At 69.5% G+C, this 25,499-nt stretch carries 24 protein-coding genes and 1 riboswitch; of the genes, 7 read left to right on the top strand and 17 right to left on the bottom strand.

What is annotated here, in order from left to right:
* Window positions 1-14: 14 nt before the first annotated feature.
* Window positions 15-701 carry a pyridoxamine 5'-phosphate oxidase family protein gene (locus tag ACWDA7_RS09040; protein WP_432925438.1) on the top strand — a complete coding sequence of 229 codons (687 nt, stop codon included), beginning with the start codon at window positions 15-17 and terminating at the stop codon, window positions 699-701.
* The gene (locus ACWDA7_RS09035) at window positions 701-1,333 is read left to right on the top strand and encodes an FMN-binding negative transcriptional regulator (RefSeq protein ID WP_450603484.1); all 633 of its coding nucleotides are present in this window, start codon (window positions 701-703) and stop codon (window positions 1,331-1,333) included. Before ACWDA7_RS09040 ends, ACWDA7_RS09035 begins: the two co-directional genes overlap by 1 nt.
* A 42-nt stretch (window positions 1,334-1,375) precedes the next feature.
* On the opposite strand, the gene ACWDA7_RS09030 is transcribed toward ACWDA7_RS09035, so the two are convergent.
* The 3 genes from ACWDA7_RS09030 to ACWDA7_RS09020 form a co-directional block, all read right to left on the bottom strand.
* Window positions 1,376-2,326 carry a DMT family transporter gene (locus ACWDA7_RS09030; protein WP_450603483.1) on the bottom strand — a complete coding sequence of 317 codons (951 nt, stop codon included), beginning with the start codon at window positions 2,324-2,326 and terminating at the stop codon, window positions 1,376-1,378.
* Between the two features lie 178 nt (window positions 2,327-2,504).
* Window positions 2,505-3,509, bottom strand: coding sequence for an EamA family transporter (locus ACWDA7_RS09025; protein WP_450603482.1), 1,005 nt, complete (start codon window positions 3,507-3,509; stop codon window positions 2,505-2,507).
* Window positions 3,510-3,587: 78 nt separating this feature from the next.
* Window positions 3,588-4,163: a Clp protease N-terminal domain-containing protein gene (locus ACWDA7_RS09020; RefSeq protein ID WP_450603481.1), complete on the bottom strand. Its 576-nt coding sequence runs from the start codon at window positions 4,161-4,163 to the stop codon at window positions 3,588-3,590.
* 278 nt (window positions 4,164-4,441) lie between these two features.
* On the opposite strand from ACWDA7_RS09020, the gene ACWDA7_RS09015 reads away from it, so the two are divergent.
* Window positions 4,442-4,870: a type II toxin-antitoxin system Rv0910 family toxin gene (locus ACWDA7_RS09015; RefSeq protein ID WP_432925448.1), complete on the top strand. Its 429-nt coding sequence runs from the start codon at window positions 4,442-4,444 to the stop codon at window positions 4,868-4,870.
* 73 nt (window positions 4,871-4,943) lie between these two features.
* On the opposite strand, the gene ACWDA7_RS09010 is transcribed toward ACWDA7_RS09015, so the two are convergent.
* Window positions 4,944-5,612, bottom strand: coding sequence for a PadR family transcriptional regulator (locus ACWDA7_RS09010; protein WP_450603480.1), 669 nt, complete (start codon window positions 5,610-5,612; stop codon window positions 4,944-4,946).
* Between the two features lie 233 nt (window positions 5,613-5,845).
* Here ACWDA7_RS09010 and ACWDA7_RS09005 point away from each other — a divergent pair, with 233 nt between their 5' ends.
* Window positions 5,846-6,655, top strand: a complete 810-nt coding sequence (locus tag ACWDA7_RS09005) for a PhzF family phenazine biosynthesis protein (RefSeq protein WP_450603479.1) — start codon at window positions 5,846-5,848, stop codon at window positions 6,653-6,655.
* Between the two features lie 77 nt (window positions 6,656-6,732).
* Here ACWDA7_RS09005 and ACWDA7_RS09000 read toward each other — a convergent pair whose 3' ends face one another.
* On the bottom strand, window positions 6,733-7,533 hold the full coding sequence (locus tag ACWDA7_RS09000) for a CPBP family intramembrane glutamic endopeptidase (protein ID WP_450603478.1): 801 nt from the start codon (window positions 7,531-7,533) through the stop codon (window positions 6,733-6,735).
* 253 nt (window positions 7,534-7,786) lie between these two features.
* Window positions 7,787-9,304, bottom strand: coding sequence for a glutamate--cysteine ligase (locus ACWDA7_RS08995; RefSeq protein ID WP_450603477.1), 1,518 nt, complete (start codon window positions 9,302-9,304; stop codon window positions 7,787-7,789).
* Between the two features lie 539 nt (window positions 9,305-9,843).
* Between ACWDA7_RS08995 and ACWDA7_RS08990 the strand changes: the two genes are divergently transcribed.
* Entirely contained in the window at window positions 9,844-10,434 is a 591-nt protein-coding gene (locus tag ACWDA7_RS08990; protein ID WP_450603476.1) for a hypothetical protein, read from the top strand.
* A 393-nt stretch (window positions 10,435-10,827) separates the two neighbouring features.
* Entirely contained in the window at window positions 10,828-11,034 is a 207-nt protein-coding gene (locus ACWDA7_RS08985) for a DUF5999 family protein (RefSeq protein WP_351231908.1), read from the top strand.
* Window positions 11,035-11,129: 95 nt separating this feature from the next.
* Here ACWDA7_RS08985 and gcvP read toward each other — a convergent pair whose 3' ends face one another.
* Window positions 11,130-14,015, bottom strand: a complete 2,886-nt coding sequence (gene gcvP / locus ACWDA7_RS08980; protein WP_450603475.1) for an aminomethyl-transferring glycine dehydrogenase — start codon at window positions 14,013-14,015, stop codon at window positions 11,130-11,132.
* 177 nt (window positions 14,016-14,192) lie between these two features.
* A riboswitch (glycine riboswitch) is annotated at window positions 14,193-14,288 on the bottom strand.
* A gap of 114 nt (window positions 14,289-14,402) precedes the next feature.
* Between gcvP and ACWDA7_RS08975 the strand changes: the two genes are divergently transcribed.
* Window positions 14,403-14,774 carry a PRC-barrel domain-containing protein gene (locus ACWDA7_RS08975; RefSeq protein WP_359398265.1) on the top strand — a complete coding sequence of 124 codons (372 nt, stop codon included), beginning with the start codon at window positions 14,403-14,405 and terminating at the stop codon, window positions 14,772-14,774.
* A 110-nt stretch (window positions 14,775-14,884) separates the two neighbouring features.
* On the opposite strand, the gene ACWDA7_RS08970 is transcribed toward ACWDA7_RS08975, so the two are convergent.
* From ACWDA7_RS08970 to ACWDA7_RS08925, 10 genes are all read right to left on the bottom strand, one after another.
* Window positions 14,885-16,291 carry a DNA polymerase IV gene (locus tag ACWDA7_RS08970; RefSeq protein WP_450603474.1) on the bottom strand — a complete coding sequence of 469 codons (1,407 nt, stop codon included), beginning with the start codon at window positions 16,289-16,291 and terminating at the stop codon, window positions 14,885-14,887.
* A gap of 55 nt (window positions 16,292-16,346) precedes the next feature.
* On the bottom strand, window positions 16,347-17,021 hold the full coding sequence (locus tag ACWDA7_RS08965; RefSeq protein WP_359398261.1) for a MerR family transcriptional regulator: 675 nt from the start codon (window positions 17,019-17,021) through the stop codon (window positions 16,347-16,349).
* Window positions 17,022-17,566: 545 nt separating this feature from the next.
* Window positions 17,567-18,040, bottom strand: a complete 474-nt coding sequence (locus ACWDA7_RS08960) for a bifunctional nuclease family protein (protein ID WP_004002801.1) — start codon at window positions 18,038-18,040, stop codon at window positions 17,567-17,569.
* An 84-nt stretch (window positions 18,041-18,124) separates the two neighbouring features.
* Complete coding sequence (ftsR, locus tag ACWDA7_RS08955; protein ID WP_450603473.1) at window positions 18,125-18,880, bottom strand: transcriptional regulator FtsR; 756 nt, start codon at window positions 18,878-18,880, stop codon at window positions 18,125-18,127.
* 36 nt (window positions 18,881-18,916) lie between these two features.
* Entirely contained in the window at window positions 18,917-19,702 is a 786-nt protein-coding gene (locus ACWDA7_RS08950) for an FHA domain-containing protein (RefSeq protein ID WP_450603570.1), read from the bottom strand.
* Window positions 19,703-19,850: 148 nt separating this feature from the next.
* Window positions 19,851-20,762 carry a DUF881 domain-containing protein gene (locus tag ACWDA7_RS08945; RefSeq protein ID WP_450603472.1) on the bottom strand — a complete coding sequence of 304 codons (912 nt, stop codon included), beginning with the start codon at window positions 20,760-20,762 and terminating at the stop codon, window positions 19,851-19,853.
* A gap of 5 nt (window positions 20,763-20,767) precedes the next feature.
* Window positions 20,768-21,100 (bottom strand): small basic family protein, encoded by a 333-nt coding sequence (locus tag ACWDA7_RS08940; protein WP_019708255.1) that lies wholly within the window; start codon window positions 21,098-21,100, stop codon window positions 20,768-20,770.
* The gene (locus ACWDA7_RS08935) at window positions 21,097-22,002 is read right to left on the bottom strand and encodes a DUF881 domain-containing protein (RefSeq protein WP_450603569.1); all 906 of its coding nucleotides are present in this window, start codon (window positions 22,000-22,002) and stop codon (window positions 21,097-21,099) included. The genes ACWDA7_RS08940 and ACWDA7_RS08935 overlap by 4 nt, the downstream gene beginning before the upstream one ends.
* Window positions 22,003-22,101: 99 nt before the next feature.
* On the bottom strand, window positions 22,102-24,597 hold the full coding sequence (locus tag ACWDA7_RS08930; protein WP_450603471.1) for a sugar phosphate nucleotidyltransferase: 2,496 nt from the start codon (window positions 24,595-24,597) through the stop codon (window positions 22,102-22,104).
* A 90-nt stretch (window positions 24,598-24,687) separates the two neighbouring features.
* Window positions 24,688-25,317, bottom strand: coding sequence for a CDP-alcohol phosphatidyltransferase family protein (locus ACWDA7_RS08925; RefSeq protein WP_450603470.1), 630 nt, complete (start codon window positions 25,315-25,317; stop codon window positions 24,688-24,690).
* Window positions 25,318-25,499: the final 182 nt, after the last annotated feature.

The raw sequence follows: 25,499 nt of genomic DNA, 5'->3' as shown, positions 1-25,499 counted from the left end.
AAGAGGGAGCGCAAATGCACGGGACCCACGAGCCGGCGTCGTCGCGCGCCACCGCCTATGCACCCACCGATCGCACCGTCCCCACGCGCTCCGCGCACCGGGCGTCGTACGACAAGGAGCTGGTGCACGCGATACTCGACGGGGGCTATGTGTGCCACCTCGGCTTCGTGCGCGACGGTGCACCGGTCGTCCTGCCCACGCTGTACGGCCGCATCGGTGAACGTCTCTACGTCCACGGCTCGACGGGCTCGCGTCCCCTGCGGATGACGGGCGAGGCCGACCCGGGGCTGGCCGTGTGCCTGACGGTGACGCACGTCGACGGCCTGGTCCTGGCCCGATCGGCCTTCCACCACTCGATCAACTACCGGTCCGTGGTGGTGCACGGCGTCGCCCACCAGGTCGACGACCCGGAGGAGAAGCGGATCGCCCTGGACGCGGTGGTCGACCAGGTCACACCCGGCCGCTCGCGCGACTCACGGCCCGCCAACAAGAAGGAGCTGGCGGCCACCGCCGTGATCCGCCTCGACCTGGACGCGGTCTCCGCCAAGGTGCGCACCGGCGGTGTCAGCGACGAACCCGAGGACCTCTCGCTCCCCCACTGGGCCGGCGTGGTCCCGGTCCGCACCGAGTACGGCGCCCCCGTTCCCGACCCCGACCTCGCGCCCGGCACCGGCCTTCCCGACTACCTGGCGGTGCTGTGATGCTGATCCACCCCTGGGACGCACCACAGGACGACACCGAGTGGCAGCGTTGGCTGGTCGGCCGCGACTTCGGACAGCTCGCGGTGAACGGTCCGCCGGGCGAACCGCCGTACGTCCAGCCGCTGCATTTCGCCTACGACGTGGACCGCGGCGAGGCGGTGGCCCATCTGGCCCGTCCGAACCCGCTGTGGCCCGCCCTGGAGGCGAACCCGGAGGTGCTGCTGAGCGTGGTCGACGACTATGTGTTCGTGCCCGGCCCCTGGCAGGCGCCGCCGGACGGCCCGTCCGAGAACGGTGTGCCCACGAGCTTCTACGCCGCGGTCCAACTGCGCTGCACCGCCCGCGTCGTGGACGATCCCGCCGAGAAGGCGGAGCTGCTGAACCGCCAGACGCACCACTTCCAGCCGGAAGGCGGGTCCGCCCGGACGGCGGTGGGTGAGGCGCCCTACGGCCGCCTGCTGTCCGGCATCCGCGGCCTGCGGCTCGAAGTGACGGGTGTCCGGGCGAAGTTCAAGTACGCCGGACGGAAGCCCGAAGAGATCCAGGACCGCATCGCGGCCGGACTGTCGATGCGGAACGGGCCGCGCGACGAGGTCGCGCGCGAGCATCTGCTGCGCAGGCGCGGGGAGTGAGCCGGGGTGCGGGGGCCGGTGCCGGACCCCGCACCCACCGGTTCACACGAGAACGGGCTCGTCCTGGGGCATGTGCTCTCCGCGTGCCTCCGCCATCGCGAGCCCCGTGACCGAACCGAGCATCAGCGCGGTTCCGACCGCCGTCGCCGCCGTGAGCCGCTCCCCCAGCAGGACGACGGCGAGCATCGCCGCGCTGACCGGCTCGAGCAACATGATCACGGACACGGTGGCGGACCGTACGACGGCCGCCCCCGCGAAGTAGAGGGCGTAGGCCAGCGCTGTGGGCACCGCCGCGATGTACGCCAGCAGCCACAGGACGGCGCCCGGTTGCGCGGTGTGCGGCAGCAGCCCTTCCCGCAGGGCGAACGGCAGCAGGCACAGACTGGTGACCGCGAACGTCGACACAGTCCCTGCGGACACGTCGGCCCCGCCGTCACGGCCCCACCATCGGGTGAGCAGCGTCATGGCGGAGTAGCCGAGCGCCGACACGACCGCGAGCAGCACGCCCCAGGGGCGCACCGTCGCACCGCCGCCACCGAACACGAGCACACCCAGCCCGGCGAGCGCCCCCGCGACGGCGATCAACCCGCCGCGGCCGAGCCGCTCCCCCATGGTCAGACGGGCGCCGAGTGCGATGAGCACCGGCCCCGCGCCGAGGGTGACGACGGTAGCGACGGCGAGTCCGGTGGCGGCAACGGCCCCGAAGTAGGCGGTCTGGAACACGGCGAGTCCCACACCGGTGGCACCGGCCCGCAGCGTCCTCCGGCCGAACGGCTCGGACGGGGCGGTCCGGGGGCCAGGGCGCAGGAGCCGGACGGCGACCAACAGGACGAGCCCGGCCGCGCAGCGCCAGAAGGACAGGGCCACCGGGCCCATGTCACTGACCCGGTAGACCAGGGAGGCGGCGGCGCCCGCGGTGCCCCACGCGGCACCGGCGACGATCAGATAGAGGAGACCTCGCCCGACGGGCAGGCCGGAGGCAGCATTCGACACGAATTCTCTCCGCAGATGAGCAGAAGTTCGGGAGGGAACCCCGGAACACCGGGGTCCGTGGACTCCTTCTGCGGGCAGCACCGTTCCGCCCGGCGACTCGCCGGGCGCATGTCCGGAGGGCCCGCCTCAGGCGGCCGGCGGCGGAAGAACGAGTGCGTCGGAATGCATGATCGGCACCTTATGCGGCCGTTCCGCGGATCGACAACTCCCTTTCGGCACCACCGCCGGCCACCGGCTCGACGGAGACCTTCGCGGGCGCCGACGACTGGGCTATGAAGGCGCCGACCAGGACGACCGCACCACCGGCGATCTGCGGCGCCGACAGGTGCTCGCCGAGAAGCACCCAGGCCAGAACGGTCGCGATGACGGCTTCGAGGCAGGCCACGACACCGGCCACCTGTGGCGAGAGCCGGCGCACGGACACGACGCCCGTGACGTAGGCGAGCACCGTGGCGATCAGGACGATCCAGGCGATCAGCGCGACGGCGGGTACGGATGTGCCGTTCATGTGCGCCGTGCCGGCCAGGACGGACCAGTGCATGCCCCAGGGGCGGGCGACGACCGTCAGGACGGCGGCCCCGACGAGCAGTCCGTACGCGATGACGCCGAGCGGGTCCGGGGCCTCGTCGCCCGCCTCGCTCCCTTGGTCGGACAGGACGAAGTAGCCGACCTGGCAGCAGGCTGCGCCGAGCGCGAGGGTCAAGCCCAGGGCGTCGAAGCTCAAGCCCGACCACACCTCCACGACACAGGCGAGACCGCCGACCGCGAGCACCACACCGATCACTGCGGCACGCGTCACGGGCCGCCGCTGCACGACACGCACCCAGCCGAGCACGAGTGCGGGTGCGAGGTACTCGATGAGCAGGGCGACGCCGACCGGGATACGGGAGAGTGCGGCGAAGTAGCAGGCCTGGACACCGGCCACGGCGAGCAGGCCGAACCCGGCGAGCAGTGCGGGGCGGCGGCGCAGCAGCGCGCGGTGACGCACGGCGAGCGGCAGCATGACCAGCGCGGCGCCCATGACCCTCAGCCACACCACGTCGAGCGGGTCCAGCCCCGCCTGGATCAGCGGCTTGGCCGCGACTCCCGATCCGCCGAAGGCGACCGCCGACGCGAGGGCGAGCCCCAGCCCGACGCCCTTGCCGCGGTTTCCCTGATTCCCCTGAGACGTATGCACCGGCACATGATGACAGGCGACGACATGAGCGTCACCCCTGAATGCACCTGTCTCAGAAACTGGACCCCGCCGCCGTGGGCGTACTCATCCCCCCGTGTCCCACCGCACCTGCGCCTGGCGGCCGGCCTCCGATTCCCCCGCGTACTCGCGCACCGCGCCGGCCGCCTCTATCCGCGCCGGAAGCGTATGCACGTCCACGCCCGCGCGGCCGAGGACCTCCACGGCCCGTGACTCGGGGTCCGCGACGATCGCCGCGAGGAGGTCGAGCCCCCGCGCGCGTCCGTCGCGACGTCGTGCCGCGCGCCCGTACGCCGCGTCCAGGGCACTCGCCGCCGCCGGTGACCAGCCCCCGGGCTCATGCAGTACCGGTATCGCGCCGGAGTCCTCGACAGTGCCCTGCCAGCGCAGCCCGTAGCCGATCGCGCGCTGGACGAGATAGCCCAGGAGCCGTGCGATCTCGGGGCCGTCGAGAACGGCGTGCACCTCGGGGTCGGACTCCAGCAGGGTGTGCAGCAGATGAGCCGTGTCGACCTGCCGGTCCCCGTCCCGCAGCGCCCTTCTGCGCGCACCCGAGACCGCCGCCGCGAGCTCGTCGGTGAGCCGGACACCGAGGTGCGAGCCGCGTTCCGCGGGCGTCTGATGGGGAGGACGAGGTGACACGTGTACCACCTCATCAGCCCCATCGGCGCCTGACATCCCCGGCGGGCAGCATTTCCGCGTCCGACGCAGGTTGTGCACCACCGGACGCTTTCTCCTCCTTGCGGATGACGTCGCCGCGGACACCCCGGACAGCCACGCGATCCCGCACCCGGATATGCCGCACTTCAACTCCACCTTTTCTGACGGTTCATCAGTATTGAATGTTCCAGGGTCTGCGGCTACGTTCCGCGACACCGGAGCTGCGCCCGGCGCAGCACCCGACACGAAGGGGTGGCCGCATGGCCGAAGTCAGCGCGGAAGCGCGCATCGAGGCGCCCACCGAGAAGGTGTGGGCCCAGCTCACGGACTGGCCGGCATACGGCGAGTGGAACGCGACCCACACGAGCTTCCCGAAGGGCGGCCCCGAGAAACTGGAGGTGGGAGGGACCTTCGAGGAGAACATGAAGCTCATGGGCTTTCCGGCCGAAGTCACCTGGACCATCGACGAACTGGAGCCGGGGCGGGTCCTGGCCATCCGTGGCAAGGGCCCGATGGCGGTGAACGTCGCCACGCGCTACACGCTGACACCGGACGGCGAGGGGACCTCGGTCCGCATCGACGGGGAGTTCACGGGCGCGGCGGTCTCCCTGATGGCGGGCAAGCTGAAGGACTCCGCGACGGCCGCGCTCAACGAGTCGCTCCGCAAACTGGGCGCGCTGGTGTCCTGAGCGCGACACCCGAACCCGAAGGCACCCCGCGGAGCTGATTCCGCGGGGCGCCCTACACTGTCCCGACCTGCCGTCAGCTTTCCTCGGCGAGGATCAGGTACAGCTTCTTGCGGGCCTCGTTGATGACCGCCAGGGCCTTGTCGCGCTGGTCCTTGTCGCCGGTCTTCCAGACCTGACTGAACGCCTCCATCAGACCGACACCGGCCTGCCGGATCTCGTGCAGCGCCTCCCAGTCGACGCCGCGCGAGGCCTCTTCCCAAGGGGCCTCGGGACCCTCGTCGGCCGCGGCACGGCCCTCCTCGGTGAGCGAGAAGAGCTTCTTGCCGCCCTCGCTCTCACTCGCGATCAGCCCCTCGTCCTCCAGCAGCTGGAGAGTGGGGTAGACCGAGCCCGGGCTGGGCTTCCACGCCCCGCCACTGCGCTCGGCGATCTCCTGGATCATCTCGTAGCCGTGCATGGGCCGGTCCTTGAGGAGAGCCAGGATCGACGCGCGTACATCGCCGCGTCGCGCCCTCCCCCTCGGTCCTCCCCTGCCGCGCCCACCCCAGGGGCCGCCCGGGCCGAAGAAGCCAGGCCCGCCGAAACCGGGACCACCGTGCCCACCGGGGCCAAAGGGCCCGAAGGCTCCACGCATGCCTTCGAAGCCACCCTGAGCGTGATGACCGGGTCCGCCGCGGTGTCCACGCCGTTCGAATCCGAAGTCCTGTCCATGAGTACGCATCGCGATCACACTCCATTCCATCGTTGATCTGTCGCGATACCTCAACGATATATCGGAACGATGGGCGCGGCAAGCCCCGTCCAAAGGGGAGGTGGAAGCTGTGCTCCGCGCACGGCGCGCAGCTCGGAGTCCGCGGCTGGGGGGCGGGCAGCACCCTTGCTGTCGTTCTGTCGGCCGAAGGCGCCGCGCACGTGGTCCAGGCAGCCCGAATTGGCCCTTGGCCCGGCCCGCCCGTCGCCCTCTACCGTCAGCGCATGCGGATTCGAATCGTCGACGCCTTCACCGACCGGCCCTTCGCCGGCAACCCCGCCGGGGTCCTGCTCCTCGACGCCTTCCCGGACGACGCCTGGCTCCAGGACGTGGCCCGCGAGGTCAACCACGCCGAGACCGCCTTCGCCCACCGCCTGCCCGAGGGCGACGAGGCCGACTGGGCGCTGCGCTGGTTCACGCCCGCCACCGAGGTGGCCATGTGCGGTCACGCCACCCTGGCCACCGCGCACGTGCTGCACAGCACGGGCGCCCACGAGGGTCCCGTTCGGTTCGCCACCCGCAGCGGCGTGCTCACCGCCGAGCCCCATGCGGACGGTTCCGTCGGGCTGGACTTCCCCACCGCGCCGCTCACCCGGACCGAGATCCCCGAGGGTGTGGCCGAAGCCCTCGGGACCGAACCCCGCACCGCTTTCGACACCGGCCCGAACGTGGGCGACCTGCTCGTCGAACTCACCGACGAGAAGACGGTCCTGGGCCTCACCCCCGACCACAGGTCGCTCGGCCGTCACTCGGCACGCGGCATCATCGCCACCGCACGCGCCGAGGATCCCTCCCGGGGATACGACTTCGTCTCGCGCTGCTTCTTCCCGAACGTCGGCATCGACGAGGACCCGGTCACCGGCAGCGCGCACACCGCCCTTGCCCCCTACTGGTCCGAGCGTCTGGGCCGCCCCGACCTCACCGGGCTGCAGGCCTCGCCCCGCTCCGGCCGGGTCCGCACGGAACTACGGGGCGACCGGACCCTGCTCGTCGGCCGGGCGGTTACCGTCATCGAAGGCGAGCTGCTCGTCTGACCCCCGGACCGGGGGTGCACGATTCCCGCGTGCACCCCCAGCCCGAATGCTTCCGCACGGCCGCTAGGCGGTAGCCGTCATGCCGTGGGCAGCCAGCCCACCTTCCCCGCCAGCAGCGCGTACCCGACGAAGGCCCCGATGTCGAGCAGCGAGTGGGCCACCACCAGCGGGCCGACCCTGCCCCAACGCCGGTACAGGTAGACGAAGACGACCCCCATCACCATGTTGCCGAAGAACCCGCCGATACCCTGGTAGAGGTGATAGGAGCCGCGCAGCACCGAGCTGGCCACCAGGGCCGTGCCCGGCGTCCAGCCCAGCTGGCCGAGTCGCCGCAGCAGATAGCCGACGACGATGACCTCCTCGAGGACCGCGTTCTGCACCGCGGACAGGACGAGCACCGGATACTTCCACCACACGTCGGGCAGCGCCTCGGGCACCACGGTGAGGTTGGCACCGAAACCACGGGCGGCCAGATAGAAGGCGATGCCCGTGGAGCCGATCACCGCGGCGATCACCGCTCCGCGCCCGAGGTCCGGCCACCGCCGCGTCCGGTCGACGCCCAGCGTGCGCAGCGAGACCCCCTCCCGCAGCAGGAAATGCGCGACGAGCGCGACGGGCACCAGCGCCGTCGCGATCCCGAACAGCTGCCAGGCAAGATCCAGCCAGGGACGGCCGGGTGCCGCCGAGGCGTTGAGTGTGGCGGCCTGATCCTTGAGACCTCCTGGTTTGGTGACCGATCCGACAAAGCTGATCAGCGCGGATACGCCGCTCGCGCCGAGCGAGAGCGCCAGAACCAGCAGCGTCTCGTCCCGCAGAATCCGTCGCGTCGGCCACTTCGTCGTCGAAGAATCGGCCACCGATCCTGCCTCCACCTGCACTCCCGCCTCCCGCTGAGCAGTTCCGTCCGACCCCCATCTTCACCCCCTCCGGGTCTCGAAAGAAGTGACGAAGATCGTGCGCGACGGGCATGGGGGCCGTACGGAGACATACGGGACGCAGATCGACGTACGGACGCCAGGTGGAGCGCAGGGGCGGCCAGGGCTCAGCGCCGGGTCACCGGCCGCCCCGCGGACCCACCCGGGACCTCGTCGGGATCGTCCGGGCGGCGGCCGGTGACCGGTGTGCGGCGGGTCAGCCCAGCAGCACCGGTTCCGCTAACCCGACCGGCCAGGTGTGCACCGGCTCGCCGCTGTTCATCAGCTCGCAGTACCGGCGGGTCGTCACGGCGAGCGCGGCATCCCGGTCAAGACCCTGTTCCAGGCCCCGGTGGAAGCTGGCTGCCTGCCAACTCGCGCCGTTGACCCTCAGCCGGCACCGCTCCTCGATCACTCCGAGGTAGAGGTCCCGGTCGGCCCGCTCGACACCCCACGCGTCGAGCCCCGCCGCGGCGAGTGGGAGCAGTTCGTCGCGTACGAGGTCCACGGCGTCCACCTCGGTGATCCCCCCGTAGCGCCCGCGCCGCGGCCACTGCAGACGGGCCTCGATGCCGTACCGGCAGGCCGCGTCGAAGTTGGCCGCCGCGGCATCGAACGGCAGCCGGGTCCACACCGGCCGCTGGTCCTCCGCGAGAGCACGGACGACGCCGTAGTAGAAGGCCGCGTTAGCGATCACGTCGACGGTGGTGGGGCCGGCGGGCAGCACCCGGTTCTCCACGCGAAGATGCGGGACGCCGTCCGCGATGCCGTACACGGGCCGGTTCCAGCGGTACACCGTGCCGTTGAGCAGGACGAGTTCGGCGAGCTTGGGCGTGCCGCCCTCGTCGATGACGCGCAACGGGTCCTCGTCGTCGCAGATCGGCAGCAGCGCCGGGAAGTAGCGCAGGTTCTCCTCGAACAGTTCGTACGCGGATGTGATCCAGCGCTCCCCGAACCATGTGCGCGGTCGCACGCCCTGCGCCTGCAGTTCGGGCGGCCGGGTGTCGGTGGACTGCAGGAACAGCGGCGGCCGGGACTCGCGCCACAGCTCACGCCCGAACAGGAACGGGGAGTTGGCGCCGACGGCGACCTGCGCCGCCGCGACGGCCTGTGCGGCGTTCCACACGTCCGCGAAGCGCCCCGGGGTGACCTGGAGATGCAGCTGGACGGATGTGCAGGCGGCCTCCGGCGCGATCGAGCGCGAGGTGCACTCCAGCCGCTCCACCCCGTCGATGTCCAACCTGAAGTCCTCGCCGCGCGCTGCGACGATCTGGTCGTTGAGCAGCCTGTACCGGTCGACGGCCGAGAGATTGGAGGAGACCAGGTCGTCACGGTCGAGGGTGGGCAGAATGCCGATCATCACGATTCCGGCGTCGACCTCGCCGGCTTTGCGGTCGGCATAGGCGAGCGAGGTGCGCAGCTCCTCGGCGAGCCGGTCGAATACACGTCCCCCCAACACGTGTGGAGCTATGTTGACTTCCAGATTGAACATGGCGAGTTCTGTTTGGAAATCCCGGCTGGCAATCCTTTCCAGCACTTGCGCATTCAGCATTTTCGGCATGCCGTCGGAGCCGACGAGATTCAGTTCGATCTCCAGACCCATCAGGTTCTTCGGCCTGTCGAACCGCTTCTCCTCCAGCAGTCGCGCCAGTCCCTCCAGACACTGCCTGAGCTTGCCGCGGTAGCGCTGGCGATCGGACAGGTCGAACGGCCCCGCCACGACCTTCTCTCCCATCGAAGCGTCCCTCCTGTGATGGGTAGGCCGACGTTCCGGCCGCTGCTGTCCCGGGTCTCGGTGGATGATGCCCCGGCAACGCGATCGATAACGTCCCGCACTCGGGCGGTCGCACGGTAGGCTGATGGCCGATGCCGTCCGGCACATTCACGGGGCATGGCGCATTGAGCAGTTTCACGGCGCAACCACGTCGTGAAAAACGCCGACGAGAATCGGCCTACCGCTACGGGCGAGTATTCCGAGGTCACGGCTGTCGGGCCCGAGCAGCACCGGGACGAATCCCGCTTATCGCCGACCGAATATCTCCTTGTTCGTCATACGCGGGACGACTAGATGAAACACTGCATGAACGCGCGTCATATAAACTTTCGGCACGGGGTAGAGAGTTGGCACTCGCGGTCCTGAGCCTGTCGTCAAAAGGGTCGCCATTCGTCCGGGCACCATCCCCCGCCCCTCGGACCCCGAGAGCTGACAGCGCCGTCCGCCCGCCCCACCACGCCCTCGCGCCACCATGCCTGTCGAATGAGAGGCGACCCACCATGCAGTTGCACGTCCCCCCGGCTCCCGCGCCCGCCCTCCGCTCCGTCCTCACGGCCCTCGGTTCCCCCACCGCGGTCCGCGAGGCTGTCACCCCGTCCCTGCGCACCGCCCAGGGACCCGTCACACCCGAACTGCCCCTGCCGGTGCATGTGCTGGACCGGATCACTCCGGCCGGCGCGTCCGCCACCCGGCTCGCCGGGTGGCGATTCCTCATCCGCTCCGGCGACCGCGCCGTGGCCGCCGCCGAGACGATGCTCACCCCCGACGGCTGGGCGTTCTCCCACTTCTTCGAGGGTCCCTATGTCGCCTCCACCGAACGGGCCCTGCGCCAGGCGGAGACGATGACCCAGCCCTACCAGGCACGGCTGCTGTCCGTGCCCGAGCTCTACATGCTCACCCTGTGGCTGCACGGCGACTGCACCGCCGACGGCGCGACGGGCCACCCGGCCGCGACCGACCTGTTGGTGCCGCTCGCGCCGGCCCCGCCCGGCATCGCGGCCCATAGCGCGCACCGGGTCGCCGATCTCCTCCCGGTGCTGACCCTCCGGATCACCCGGGGCCCGCTGCTCGGCTCGCCGACGCCGGCCTAGCCCCGCCCGTTCGTGCCCCGCTGCCGCAGAAGGCCGCGGGGCACGTCGTGTGTCCGGGTGCCGACACGCCCGGACCTCCGTTGCTCATTGGTGCTCCACAACGCTCGTACGAGGGACAGCGCGCTGGTCGGGCGCCCTTGACTAGCCCCTTCCGACCACCACGAACCACCTGAAGTGACCCTCGAGTTGGACTGAACCGTCCGCGCGGGTGACGCGTCATGAACCTGTGAGGAGCGGTGCTGCGAAATCCCTGCGGATTGACGTCCGTAGGGCAACACTGGGTCCAGACCGATGCTTCACAACGGGGGAGCGGCCATGAACGACTCGACGAGCCGCAGGACAGACACGACAGCCAACCCACAGATCACGACAGAGCGAAAGATCCCATCCACCATGTGCCAGCACCAGCCACCGTGCCCGACCGCCGAATCCGCCGACCGGGAGTCCGCCCGTCTCGTGGCGCACCACCCGGAGCAGGGATGGAGCCTGCTGTGCAACGGCGTTCTGCTGTTCGAGGACACCGGTGAGCTTCTGCCCGACGGTCAGATCATCGCCCCGCACCGCCCGATGGGCACCGACCAGGTGATGACCGCCGCCTGAGGCAGGCGCACAAGGGGCAGCCGCTGCCCCGCATACAAGGGGGCCGGCCCGGAGACGAACGCTCCGAACCGGCCCCGACGCATGTCGGAGGGTGATTACTCCTCGTAAGCGTCCAGCGGCGGGCAGGAACAGACCAGGTTGCGGTCACCGAAGGCCTGGTCGATGCGGCGTACCGGCGGCCAGTACTTGTCCGCGGCCGAGACACCGGCCGGGAAGACGGCCTCCTCGCGCGCGTAGGCGTGCTCCCACTGCCCGCCGAGCGCAGCGGCGGTGTGCGGGGCGTTCCGCAGCGGGTTGTCCTCGGCCGGCCACTCGCCCGAGCCGACCTTCTCGATCTCGGCGCGGATGGCGATCATCGCGTCGCAGAACCGGTCGATCTCGGCGAGGTCCTCCGACTCGGTCGGCTCGATCATCAGCGTGCCTGCCACCGGGAACGACATCGTCGGCGCGTGGAAGCCGTAGTCGATCAGCCGCTTGGCGACGTCGTCGACGCTCACTCCGGTCGCCTTGGTCAGCGGGCGCAGGTCGATGATGCACTCGTGGGCGACCAGGCCGCCCGGACCGGTGTACAGCACCGGGTAGTGGGGCTCGAGGCGCTTGGCGATGTAGTTGGCGGACAGCACGGCCACCTGCGTGGCCTGCTTGAGGCCCTCGCCGCCCATGAGCCGGACGTACGCCCAGGAGATGGGCAGGATGCCGGCGGAGCCCCAGGGGGCGGCGGAGATCGGGCCGACACCCGTCTCGGGGCCCGCCGCGGGCTGCAGCGGGTGGTTCGGCAGGTACGGCGCCAGGTGCGCGCGGACGCCGACGGGGCCCACGCCGGGACCGCCGCCGCCGTGCGGGATGCAGAACGTCTTGTGCAGGTTGAGGTGCGAGACGTCACCGCCGAAGTGACCCGGCTTGGCGAGGCCGACCAGCGCGTTGAGGTTGGCGCCGTCGACGTACACCTGGCCGCCGGCCTCGTGGACCGCCGCGCAGATGTCCGCGACGTGCTCCTCGAACACGCCGTGCGTGGACGGGTACGTGATCATCAGCACCGAGAGCTCGTCACGGTACTGCTCGATCTTGGCCCGCAGGTCCGCGATGTCGATCTCGCCGTCCTCGGCGGTCTTGACGACGACCACCTTCATCCCGGCCATGACCGCGCTGGCGGCGTTGGTGCCGTGCGCCGAGGAGGGGATGAGGCAGACGGTGCGCTGCTCGTCACCGTTGGCGCGGTGGTAGCCGCGGACCGCGAGCAGACCCGCCAGCTCGCCCTGGGAGCCGGCGTTGGGCTGGAGGGAGACCTTGTCGTAGCCGGTGACCTCGGCAAGCCGCTCCTCCAGCTCGCGGATCAGCGTCAGGTAGCCCTGCGCCTGCTCGGCGGGCGCGAAGGGGTGCAGCTGCCCGAACTCAGGCCAGGTGACCGGCTCCATCTCGGTGGTCGCGTTGAGCTTCATGGTGCAGGAGCCCAGCGGGATCATGCCGCGGTCGAGCGCGTAGTCCCGGTCCGCCAGCCGACGCAGGTAGCGCAGCATCGCGGTCTCGGAGCGGTGCTGGTGGAAGACCGGGTGCGTGAGGTAGTCGTCACTGCGGACCAGGCCCTGCGGGAGTGCGTCCCCGGCGCCGGCGTCCAGCGCCTCGATGTCGCCCTCGACGCCGAAGGCGGTCCACACCGCACCGAGCTGGGCCCGGCCGGTCGTCTCGTCGCAGGAGACGGACACATGGTCGGCGTCCACAAGGCGCAGGTTGACCCCGCGCTCGCGCGCGTCCGCGACCACCGCGTCGGCACGGCCCGGGACGCGCACGGTCAGCGTGTCGAAGTAGGCGCCGTGGACGACCTCGACACCGCCCGCCGTGAGACCCGCGGCGAGTATCTCGGCGTAGCGGTGGGTACGGCGCGCGATCGTCCGCAGACCCTCGGGGCCGTGGTAGACGGCATACATCCCGGCCATCACGGCGAGCAGCACCTGGGCGGTGCAGATGTTGCTCGTCGCCTTCTCGCGGCGGATGTGCTGCTCGCGCGTCTGCAGGGCGAGCCGGTAGGCCTTGTGTCCGTCCACGTCCACGGAGACGCCCACGAGCCGGCCCGGCAGGCTGCGGGCGAACTTCTCGTGCACGGCCATGTAGCCGGCGTGCGGGCCACCGAAGCCCATCGGCACGCCGAAGCGCTGTGTGGTCCCGACGGCGATGTCGGCGCCCAGCTCACCGGGCGAGGTCAGCAGCGTGAGCGCGAGCAGGTCGGCGGCGACGGTGACGACCGCGCCCAGCTCGTGCGCCTGCTCGATGACCGGCTTGATGTCGCGGACGGCGCCGGAGGCTCCCGGGTACTGAATCAGCACGCCGTTGATCTCCCGCTCGGCCACCTCGGCCGGGATGCCGTCGCTGAGGTCGGCGACGACGACCTCCACGCCCGTGGGCTCCGCGCGGGTCTGGATCACCGCGATGGTCTGCGGCAGCGCGTCCGCGTCGACCAGGAAAAGGCCCTTCTTGTTCTTGCCCATGCGCCGGGACAGCGCCATCGCCTCGGCGGCGGCCGTCCCCTCGTCGAGCAGCGAGGCACCGGAGGTCGGCAGCCCGGTGAGGTCGGCGACCATGGTCTGGAAGTTGAGCAGGGCCTCGAGCCTGCCCTGGGAGATCTCGGGCTGGTACGGCGTGTACGCGGTGTACCAGGCAGGGTTCTCCATCACGTTCCGCAGGATCACCGGCGGAGTGAAGGTCCCGTAGTAGCCCAGACCGATCATGGAGTCGAGGACCTGGTTGCGGTCGGCGAGGGAGCGCAGCTCGGCCAGCACCTCCGCCTCGGTGCGGGCGCCCGGAAGGTCCAGTGCGTCGGCGTTCTTGATCACATCCGGGACCGCGGTGGCGGTGAGCTCGTCGAGGGAGCCATAGCCGACCTGGGCGAGCATCTTGGCCCGCGCCTCCTGGTCGGGCCCGATGTGGCGCTGCTCGAAGGGCGTCCCCCGTTCGAGCTCGGAGAGCGGAATGCGGTGGGCGGTCATGCAGAGGCCTCCTGGTCTGACGCGACCTTCGAGGGGTACCCCGGCGCGGGTACCCCGACGGCCTCCCCCTCTGTCATCTCAAACCTGAGAGCTTCACCGGTCCGCCCGAGGGCGCTCCGGTTTTCACCGTCGGTGAGAGCGGAAGCCGTCGACACCCGCCCTGCTTTCCAGAGTGACCTCGTCCGTGCGGTACGTGTGCCTGAGAGATTCCGGGGAGGGTTTGCTCCTTCGGCGCCTCCGGTTCACTCCGGAGGACTCTCCCGCACGGGGTCAGCAGCCGCTTGCCAGACTACCAGCGGGAACAACAAGACAACCTTCGAGTGGCCGCCTGGCTCATTGTGCTCTTTTGTAGTGCTTACGGATGCGTTGCGACCAGTTGGAGGGACCGTGAAGACCGATATCGATCCGCGGAATCTGATCGGCCGCAAGGCGTTCGACCGCAATGGGAACAAGATCGGCACGATCGACGAGATCTATCTCGACGACGCGACCGGAGTACCGGAGTGGGCGGCCATACGGACGGGCCTGTTCGGCAGGGACGCGTTCGTCCCCCTGGAGCCCAGCGAGCTGGTCGAAGGTGCCCTCTACGTGCCTTTCGAACGCTCCCTGATCAAGGACGCCCCCGACTTCGGCGTCGGGCGCCATCTCTCCCCTGAGCAGGAGCTGCAGCTGTACCACCACTACGGTCTGGACGTGGCCTCACCGCCCCCCGCGCACGACCGCGACTTCGGACATCTCGCGGGGACCGAGGAGACCTGAGACCGCCCGTCCGGACCAAGGCGCGCCGACCATCCTGGACGGTGATGCCCCTCGGGGACCTCACTCGCCCCGGCGGGCGGCCATGACGGCCCGGGCCTGAAGGGGCCCCGTCACGCTTCCGCCCCGGACGGCGCCGTCCCAGGATCACGATCCGCGACTTCCGGGCTTCGGGCTACCAGAGGCAGAGGATCCGCCGGCTCGAGGCCCGGGTCGTCGCTCCGGAACGTACGGACCCGCCCCGGGTCTGAGTCCGGCGTCTCGAACCGTACGGTCACCCGGCCGAGACCGCTGCCCTGCACCCACCCGTGCCCGTACTCGGGGTGGCGCACGTCCTGGCCCGCTCGCCAGACGTGCTCCGAGGGCGCCGCCGGCTCCTGCTCGGCGGGTTCCGGTACCGCTTCCTCCGGCTGCGCGCGATCGTCCCCGCCCGCCTCGGCCGCCGCCAGGTGAGCCTGGGCGAACAGGTCCTCCTGCGTGTAGTCGGCCAGTCCGGTGACGCCGACGCCGAGCAGCCGTACGCCGCCGGTCGTGTCCACGGCCTCCAGCAGCCTCGCGGCGGCCTCCCGCACCACCGATGGATCGTCGGTGGGCCCGCGCAGGGTCTCGGAACGGGTCAGGGTGGAGAAGTCGTACCGGCGCACCTTCAGCACGATCGTGCGGCCCGACAGACCGGCGCCCCGCAGCCTGTGCACACACCGGTCGGCGAGCCGCTGCACTTCCAGGGCGACGCGGATCCGGTCGTGGATGTCCACGTCGTAGGTGTCCTCGACCGACACCGACTTGGCCTCCCGCTCGGCCACCACCGGCCGCTCGTCCCGCGCGAGCGCCATGGCGTACAGCGCCTGCCCATGGGCCTTGCCCAGCAGTCGCACGAGCTCGTCCTCCCCCGCCTCGGCGATCTCGTCGACCGTGGTGATCCCGGCCCGCCGCAGATGGTCCCCGGTGGCGGGCCCGACGCCCGGCAGCGTGCGCACCGACATCGGTCCGAGCAGCGCGCGCTCGGTACCCGGCCGTATGAGCAGGAGGCCGTCCGGCTTGGCCTGCTCGGAAGCGATCTTGGCGAGCATCTTGGAGGCGGCGAGCCCGACGGAACCCGTGAGCCCGGTGACGGCCCGGATGTCGGTGCGCAGCTTCGTTCCGGCGAGCCGCGCGGATTCCTCGTCCCAGGCCGTGCCTCCGGCCTCCAGGTCCACGAACGCCTCGTCCAGGCTCAACGGCTCCACCAGCGGCGACAAGGCTCTCAGCAGCCCCATCACCTGCTCGCTGATCTCCCGGTAGAACGTGAAGCGCGGGATCAGATACGCGGCGTTCGGCGCGAGCCGGCGTGCCTGGGCCATGGGCATCGCCGAGTGCACCCCGAAGGCCCGGGCCTCGTACGAGGCCGTGGCCACCACTCCGCGCGGCCCGAGCCCGCCCACGATGACGGCCTTGCCGCGCAGGCTCGGCTTGGATGCCTGCTCCGCCGAGGCGTAGAAGGCATCCATGTCGAGATGCAGGATCGTGGGCACGGCTCTCACATGTCCGATGCTGCCCTACGCCACTGACATCACGGCAGCGATGAGCCGGCGCGGCTCAGACGGCCCGGTTGCGCCGCCTTGCCAGCTCGTCGGCGGGGTTGTGGCCGACAAGGGTCTCCCCCGTGTCGACCCGCTCCCCGTGCAGTTGCGACAGCGCGCTCTCCACGTCCCGCCACACCACGCCGACGGCGATGCCGAAGATGCCCTGACCGCCCTGGAGCAGGGCGTGGACCTCGTCCGGTGAGGTGCATTCGTAGACGGTGGCGCCGTCGCTCATCAGCGTCATCCGCTCCAGGTCGCGGAAACCGCGCTCCCGCAGGTGCTGGACAGCGGTACGGATGTTCTGCAGGCCGACGCCGGTGTCGAGGAACCGCTTGACGATCTTCAGGACGACGACGTCCCGGAAGCTGTAGAGCCGCTGTGTGCCCGATCCGTATGCGGGGCGCACGCTCGGTTCGACCAGGCCCGTCCTGGCCCAGTAGTCCAGCTGGCGGTAGGTGATGCCCGCGGCAGCACACGCCGTGGGACCGCGATAGCCGATCTGCTCGGAAGCCACCCCTCCGTCGTCCGGAACGGCCGTGGGCCGAGGAGAGGGGGGGTCGGTCGTGCTGCTGGGGTGGGGATACCCCCTGCTCGGACGGAGCCGAGAGCTTGAGGAAGGGTACGGGCCGCTGTCCCCCAGACTGTGTCCGGGGGCACCCCCCGCCGTACCGCCGCCGCTGATTCTCACGCCGACCTCCGTCCTTGACCTGCCTTCTCGACGGTAGGCAGTCACCAGGGGTGCGTCAACGATCGCCACACTCGGCACGCCGAGTGATAATCACCCTAGGAGTGGTTTTCCGTGCCCTTCCGCGGGGAAAGGCTAGCCGAATGCTCTAGCGGGTGGGCCTCACACGTGGCACTGGCCGCAGGCATGTGCTACTTCGCCGGAGCGCCGCCTCGACTCGCTCCCCACTCGACGCTTTGAAGGCCCGACGCGATCACGTCTCCCCGATAACAAGGCTCAACGCGCTTCGCGCTGCGCAGTCACAAGGCTCGGCATGACAAGGACGGCGTCCTGTCTCGCTGTGCGTGCCAGAACCGGATGCCGGTCCGTCCTGGAAGCCTCCGCGGTTCGTCCGAGCACTCGTGCGATCCGCTCCAGCGCTCCGGCGCATCCACGCCGCGGGCCCGCGCGCACTGCGCCGGTTCACTGCTCCCGTCCGCCCCGGGGCACACATCGCAGCCCGGCCTTCGGTCGGCACGCACGGCCGGCCGACCCTCCGCCGGACACCGTCACTGGCTGCTGGTCCCGAAGTCCTCGGGCGAGATCTGGTCGAGGAACTCCCGGAACTTCTCGACCTCGTCCTCCTGCTCGTCCGGGATCGCGATGCCCGCGTCGTCGAGCACACCGTCGCTGCCGTAGATCGGCGTCCCGGTGCGCAGTGCCAGCGCTATGGCATCGGATGGGCGGGCACTCACCTCGACACCGCTGGCGAAGACCAGCTCCGCGTAGAAGACGCCCTCACGCAGATCCGTGATGCGTACTTCCGTGAGCTCCTGGCCGACAGCCTCCAGCACGTCCTTGAACAGGTCGTGGGTCAGCGGTCGTGCGGGAGCCATGCCCTGCTGGGCGAACGCGATGGCCGTCGCCTCCCCGGGGCCGATCCAGATGGGCAGGTAACGGTCGCCTCCCACTTCGCGCAGGAGCACGATCGGCTGGTTGGAGGGCATCTCGACCCGGACACCTACGACATCGAGCTCGTTCACACAGCAACCCTAGGCCGTGCCCGGGACGTTTGGGTAGTCGGGCACAGAACGGCCCACCGATCCGCCGACGGCGAACACCCCCGCTCAGGGCAGCCGCAGACCCAGCGCGGACTGCACCAGCGCCGCGTGCAACCGCACCGCCAGCCCCGCCAGCTCCTTGGTGCGTGCCTCGGCATGTGCCCTGGTCTGGGGGTTGCGATGGCGCCGCAGCGGGGCCACCACCTGGTCCACCAAGCCTGCGTCGCGGTCCGCGGCGGCCTTCATGACCCGCAGATGCCGGGGCTCGATGCCATGCCTGCCCAGTTCGGCCACCAGAGTGGCCACCGTGACCGTCTCGGCGTCGTACATCCCGTCGGGGAACGGCGCCACGAGGCCGTACGACTCCCATTCCTCGAGCTGCTCCGCGCTGATCCCCGTGACCTTCAGCAGCTCGCCCCGGCCGATGCGCATCGCCGCGGAGGCCTCGGGCTCGCCCAGGACGTCCCCGAGCAGCTCGCCCTCACCCGTGTCACGCGAACGGCCCAGAGAGGGCAACCGCACCTCCTCACCCCGCTCCAGGGCGTCCAGATGCTCACGGATGATCTTCAGCGGCAGGTAGTGATCCCGCTGCATCCTCAGCACCTGACCGAGGCGCTCGACGTCGTGCGCGCTGAACTTGCGGTACCCGGAAGGGGTGCGCTGTGGCTCGATCAGTCCCTCGGTCTCCAGGAAACGGATCTTCGAAATCGTGACTTCGGGGAATTCCTCGCGCAACACGTTCAGCACGGTGCCGATACTCATCAGCCCGCTGTCCGTGGCGGCGGTACCGCTGTCGGCACCGCCGCTCGGTGTGTGAAGCATGGACCCTTCCCTGGCGGGGGACCCTGCCCTGGCAGGTCAGATGCCCCGCTGACTCGCGTAGAAGACCAGCCTGTACTTGCCGATCTGCACCTCGTCGCCGTTGTGAAGCGACACCTGGTCGATGCGCTCACGGTTGACGTACGTGCCGTTGAGGCTGCCGACATCGGCGACCGTGAACGCGCCCTCAGGGCTCCGGCGGAACTCCACGTGCCGGCGTGAGACCGTCACATCATCCAGGAAAATGTCGCTCTGCGGATGACGCCCCGCCGTGGTCAGGTCACTGTCCAGAAGGAAACGGCTGCCCGAGTTGGGGCCGCGGCGCACCACCAGCAGCGCCGAACCGAATGGCAGCGCGTCGACGGCCGCCTGGGCTTCCGGAGACAGCGTCGGGGTCGGCGTCTGGCCAGTGGCCTCCGCGTCGTACGCCTCGAGACCGGAAATGGAGATCGTGGAGGTCGTCTCGGAGGCACGCTCCGGAACGGCCCCCGGGCGAAGCGGGGCACCGCAGTTGGAGCAGAAGCGGCTGTTCTCCGCGTTGCGGTGACCGCACCTCGTACACACCAGAGTCGACATGTCCCCGAAACCTATGGGGCCGGACGCGCCATGGTCAACAGCCGCCGCGCCCTGACCTCCCGAAATGTCACCACCTGGACCAGCCACCTGGTCCCGGAACAGCGGACGCTGCCCCTGTGCTTCTCCCGGCTGTGCGCGATGGCGGGCCGTCGCGTTGTCACTGCCCTCTCGCGCGCTCTTGCCGAACAACTTCGCAAACAACTTCACGGGCGATTCCCCTTGACCGAAACAGACCCGCCCGTGGGGCAGGACGAACCCTGACTATGTACACCGGTCGACCCGGACATCCTCACAACGTCCGTATCCACCAGACAGTTTCCACCACGCACCGCCCATTCGGTGCGCCGACCCCCCGCAACCTCTTGCCCCTGCCGGACCGGCTCCATGCACCCCCGGTTCACTGCGATGACGACCGAGCGTAGTCAGGCTGCTTCACCGCTCGCAAGGCATCTACGACGATCTTCGTGGAACGCTCCACAGTGACCGCTGCCTGCTCCTTCTCGAGGGTCTGCACCACGCCTCCCGGGATGTTGAGCGCCGGCTCGAGGTCCTGCGGTTTTCCGATGACCTTGAAACGATAGGGCTGGGTGATCTTGTTCCCGTCGACGCTCACACTCTTCCCCGAGTCCGACAGGAACGTGCTGGCAACGACCCGGACGCCGTTCACCTCGATCGCCTCCGCACCGGCCGCGCGCAGCTCCTGGACCGCGTCGAGCAGCATGTCCGCCTGGACCGTTCCCTTCGTGTCCTCGATGGTCATCGTGATGCCGGGCCCCTGCGCCGCCACCGTGCCCGCAAGGATGCCGAGTTGCTTCTCCTTCTCGGCGGTCTGCTTGCGGGCCTCCTCGGCCCGGTCCGAGCTGTTCTCGAGCTCGGACCGCTGATCTTCGAGACCCTGCTTCTCGTCTTGAAGACGCTGCGTGCGGTCATCTAGTTCATCCAGGATGCGCACAAGATCTTCCTGGCGCGCGCCACGCAGGGCACTGCTGCCGTCACTGTTGGAGGCGACCTGGACGGCCAGACCGAAACCGAGGCCGAACAGCAGTACCGCAACGATGAGTTGGGCCCGCGAGACCCGCAGCGGCCACAAGCCCTTCGCCAGACGCTGACGGCCCGTCAGCGAGCCCTCCGGGTCCTGGTCGTCTTCGGGGTCCCCCGAGCCGGCGGCCGCCGCGGGGATCTCCTGCGGCAGCTCCCTGCGCAGCCCGTGCTCGGCGGTCCGGGACTCCTCCGCCCCCTGCGGCGCACCAGGGGCCTCGGACGGCTCCGGAGCCTGCGACGGCCTGTTCGTCGCTTCCTCGTCGTTCATCGGCCTCACGCCCGGAACACATGCCGGCGGATCGCCGCGGCGTTGGAGAAGATCCGGATGCCGAGGACGACGACCACACCGGTGGAGAGCTGCGCGCCGACGCCCAACTTGTCACCGAGGAAGACGATCAGCGCCGCCACCACCACGTTCGACAGGAACGACACCACGAAGACCTTGTCGTCGAAGATGCCGTCGAGCATGGCCCGCAAGCCGCCGAACACGGCGTCCAGCGCCGCCACGACGGCGATCGGCAGGTAAGGCTCGACGACCGCCGGAACCTCCGGCCGGACCAACAGACCGACCACGACTCCGACGACCAGGCCCAGTACGGCGATCACGATGTGCCCTTCTCTGTGCTCGGTTGTGCTGTACGTACGATCACACTCGGTGCGGCGGGCAGCCGGACGTCACCCTCGACGGAAATAGCGGTCCGGATCCCGTAGTTCTCCTGCAGCGCATGCAGGTACAACCCGTCGGCGCTGTTCTGGAACCTGGTGCTGAGCCGTTGGCCGTCCCCCACCGCGAGCACCGTGTACGGCGGCACCAACGGCCTGTTGTCGACCAGTATCGCGTCTCCCGCCGCCCTGATCGCCGACAGGGACGTCAGCCGCTGCCCGTTGATCGAGATCGCCTCGGCGCCCGACTCCCACAGCCCGTTCACGACCCGCTGCATATCGCGGTCCCGGACCCGTCCGGTGTCGGAGAAGTCCGCGGTCTCGCGAGGATTCCCGTTGCCGCCGGTGGTGGCTTCCTTGGCGTCGTTCACGACGAGCTTCACCCCGGGGCCGTGTACGGCGACGGCTCCCGACAGGATTCCGACGAGGTCGGCACTGTCGCCGCTGCCGCCCTGCTTCAGGGCCGCGCGCTGCCGTGCGCTCACATCGTCCCGCAGTGCGTCGACGGTGCCCTGCAGCTTGTCCGCGGCCGCGGTCTCGCGCTGGATGCGGCCGATGAGCTCTTGGCGCTCCTTGGCGACCGTGGGGGCGGCCACACGCGCCTGGGCGGCGCCCACGGTCACCACGAGAGCGGCCAGCACGAGTCCCGCGGCGAGACCGAGCTTGGCCCGGACCGTCTTAGGCATACCGCCAGAGCCCTCGGCCTGCTTCCGGGCAGCGGCCTGCGCATATCCGTCGTCGAGGCTGTGATCCATGACGTTGGTGAGCAACGACATGGAAGCATCCGGGCGCGACGGGCGGCCGTATGTGCTCCGAACGGGGGGCGGCTGCGGCATGCAGCACATCGTCGCATGTCGTGACCGCATACTCCGAATGGCCCCACCGGCATGCCGGACAGGCACCCTTGGGGGCACTTGTCCGGCACGCACGCGTGCCCTCTGTTCTTACCGGCCGGCGCTGTCCACGACGGCCGACCACTCATCGAGCAGGGCCTGCGCGGAGGCGTCGTCGGGACCCTCGGCCCACAGATGGGTGACCGCCTCGGCAGGGTCGGGGAGCACCAGAACCCAGCGCCCGTCCGTCTCCACGACCCGTACCCCGTCTGTCGTGTCCACGGACCGTTCTCCGGCCGCCTCCACGACCCGGCGCATGACCAGACCCTTGACGGCCCACGGGGTCGCGAGATCCCGCTTGAGGACGTGTGCCCGTGGAATCCGCGCATCGATCTGGCTCAGCGTGAGCTGGGTCCGTGCCACCAGCCCGATCAGCCGCACGAAGGCGGCCGTCCCGTCGAAGACGCTGCTGAACTCCGGCACGATGAAACCGCCGCGCCCGTCACCGCCGAAGATCGTCGACTCCTCCCGGCCCACGCGCGTGAGGTCGTCCGGGGAGGTCGTGGTCCATTCGACCTGCGTTCCGTGGTACGCCGCCACCTGCTCGGCGATCCGCGTCGTCGTCACGGGGAGCGCCACCTTCCCGCTGCGACGCTCCGCGGCCACCAGGTCGAGCATCACGAGCAGCGCCCTGTCGTCCTCGACGATCCGCCCCTTTTCGTCGACGAGGGAAATCCGCTCGCCGACCGGGTCGAACCGCACGCCGAACGCGGCCCGGGACGAGGCGACGATCTCACCCAGCCGCACGAGCCCGGACCGACGAGTGTCGGCGGTCTCCGTGGGCCGGGACTCGTCCAGACCGGGGTTGATCGTCAGCGAGTCCACACCGAGCTTGCCGAGCAGGCTCGGCAGCACAAGCCCGGCACTGCCGTTCGAGGCGTCCACGACCACCTTGAGGCCCGACTCGGCTATCCCCGAGGTGTCGACACTGCGCAGCAGCGATCCGGTGTAAGAATCGAAGACGCTGGACGGGAAGTAGAGGTCCCCGATCTCGCCGGGGAACGCACGCCGGTACTCCTGCCGCGCGAACACCCGGTCCAGCTTGCGCTGACCGGCCTGCGACAGATCGGCGCCCTGGCTGTCGAAGAACATGATGTCGACGGAGTCCGGCACGCCCGGCGAGGTACGGATCATGATTCCGCCGGCACTGCCGCGAGCGGTCTGCTGCCGGGCGACGGGCAGCGGCACGTTCTCCAGATCCCGTACGTCGATCGCGCTGGCCTGGAGCGCCGAGATGACGGCGCGCTTCAGCGCTCGCGCACCACGGGAGTGGTCGCGGGCCGTGGTGACCGTCGCCCCCTTCTTCAACGTGGTGGCGTACGCGCCGGCCAGTCGTACGGCCAGCTCCGGGGTGATCTCCACATTGAGAATGCCGGACACCCCGCGGGCGCCGAAGAGGTGCGCCTGGCTCCTGGACTCCCAGATGACCGAGGTGTTGACGAAGGCGCCGGCCTCGATCGTCTTGAACGGGTAGACGCGCACATTGCCCTGGACAATCGATTCCTCACCGATGAGGCACTCGTCACCGATGACCGCGCCGTCCTCGATCCGGGCCGCACGCATGATGTCGGTGTTCTTCCCGACGACACAGCCACGCAGATTGCTGTGCTGGCCGATGTAGACGTTGTCGTGGACGACGGCGCGGTGCATGAACGCCCCGCTCTTCACGACGACGTTCGAGCCGACGACCGTATGCTCACGCAGTTCGGCACCGGCCTCGACCTTGGCGTAGTCGCCGATGTAGAGCGGGCCGCGCAGCACCGCGTCGGGATGCACCTCGGCACCCTCCGCCACCCAGACTCCGGGTGAGATCTCAAAGCCGTCGATCTCTACGTCGACCTTGCCCTCCAGGACATCGGCCTGCGCCTTCACATAGCTCTCGTGGGTGCCGACGTCCTCCCAGTAGCCCTCGGCGATATAGCCGTAGATCGGCTTGCCTTCCTTCATGAGCTGCGGGAAGACGTCGCCGGACCAGTCGACGGGCACATCGGGCTCGACGTAGTCGAAGACCTCGGGCTCCATGACATAGATGCCGGTGTTCACCGTGTCCGAGAAGACCTGACCCCAGGTCGGCTTCTCCAGGAAGCGCTCGACCTTACCTTCTTCGTCGACGATGGTGATGCCGAATTCCAGAGGATTGGGTACACGCGTCAGACAGACGGTGACCAGAGCACCCTTTTCCTTGTGGAAATTGACCAGATCGGTGAGATCGAAATCAGTCAGGGCATCACCGGAGATGACGAGGAATGCGTCGTCCTTCAGCGCTTCCTCTGCGTTCTTGACGCTCCCTGCGGTACCGAGTGGCTTCTCCTCGTTGGCATACGTGAGCTCCATACCGAGCTCCTCGCCGTCCCCGAAGTAGTTCTTGACCAGCGAAGCCAGAAACTGCACGGTCACGACGGTCTCGTTGAGCCCATGCCTTTTGAGCAGCCGCAGCACATGCTCCATAATCGGCCGATTGACCACCGGCAGGAGCGGCTTGGGCATGCTTGAGGTCATCGGGCGAAGGCGCGTGCCTTCGCCTCCGGCCATCACGACGGCCTTCATGTCGGAAGCGTCCTCCTCTAAGAGACGACGGTCCAGCCGACTTCACCCGTCTGATTGTCCCGCAGTTTCCCCGAGCGGGCCATCGAGCCGCTACGGCCGCCAATCGGCGGGCTCATCAGCCTTGGCGTCCGCCCTGACAAGGCGGCGGACCTGGACCACGTAGAGGACTCCTGCCCACCAGTAGAGGGTTGTACCCCACCCCGCGAACGCCCATCCGAAAATAGCAGCCAGTGACGCGATCCATCCGCTTCCGTCACTGAGAAGCAGAAGCGGGAACGCATACATCAGGTTGAACGTGGCTGCCTTCCCGAGGAAGTTCACCTGAGGCGGCGGATAGCCGTGGCGCCTGAGGATGCCCACCATCACCAACAGGACCAGCTCGCGCGCCACGAGTACCGAGGTCAGCCACAGGGGCAGGATCTCGCGCCAGGTGAGTCCGACGAGCGTCGAGGCGATGTAGAGCCGGTCAGCAGCGGGATCGAGCAGCCGGCCGAGGCTGCTGATCTGGTTCCAGCGCCTGGCTAGCTTTCCGTCCAGGTAGTCGCTGACGCCGCTCAGCACGAGCACGAGCAGCGCCCAGCCGTCGCTCTTCGGGCCGCCGAACTCCGGCCTCAGGATGAGCCACAGGAAGACGGGCACGCCGACGAGCCGCGCCATGCTGAGGATGTTCGGGATGGTGAGGACCCGGTCCGTCTGGACACGGGTCTCCTGGACCTCCACCCGGGGGCCTCCTGCGGGAAACGAGCCGACTATGCCCCTTGACCCTACCTGCACGGTTCACGCGGCAGTAAGGAGGGGGTGGGAACATGCCCCTGAAATGCAGAAAACCCCGCACCTGCGGTGCGGGGTTTTCCCAAGATTTGTTCGGCGGCGTCCTACTCTCCCACAGGGTCCCCCCTGCA

It is taken from the genome of Streptomyces sp. NPDC001156, from assembly GCF_053598275.1.
Note: the sequence above shows the minus strand (reverse complement) of the source record. Positions and strands in the feature narration are given on the sequence as shown.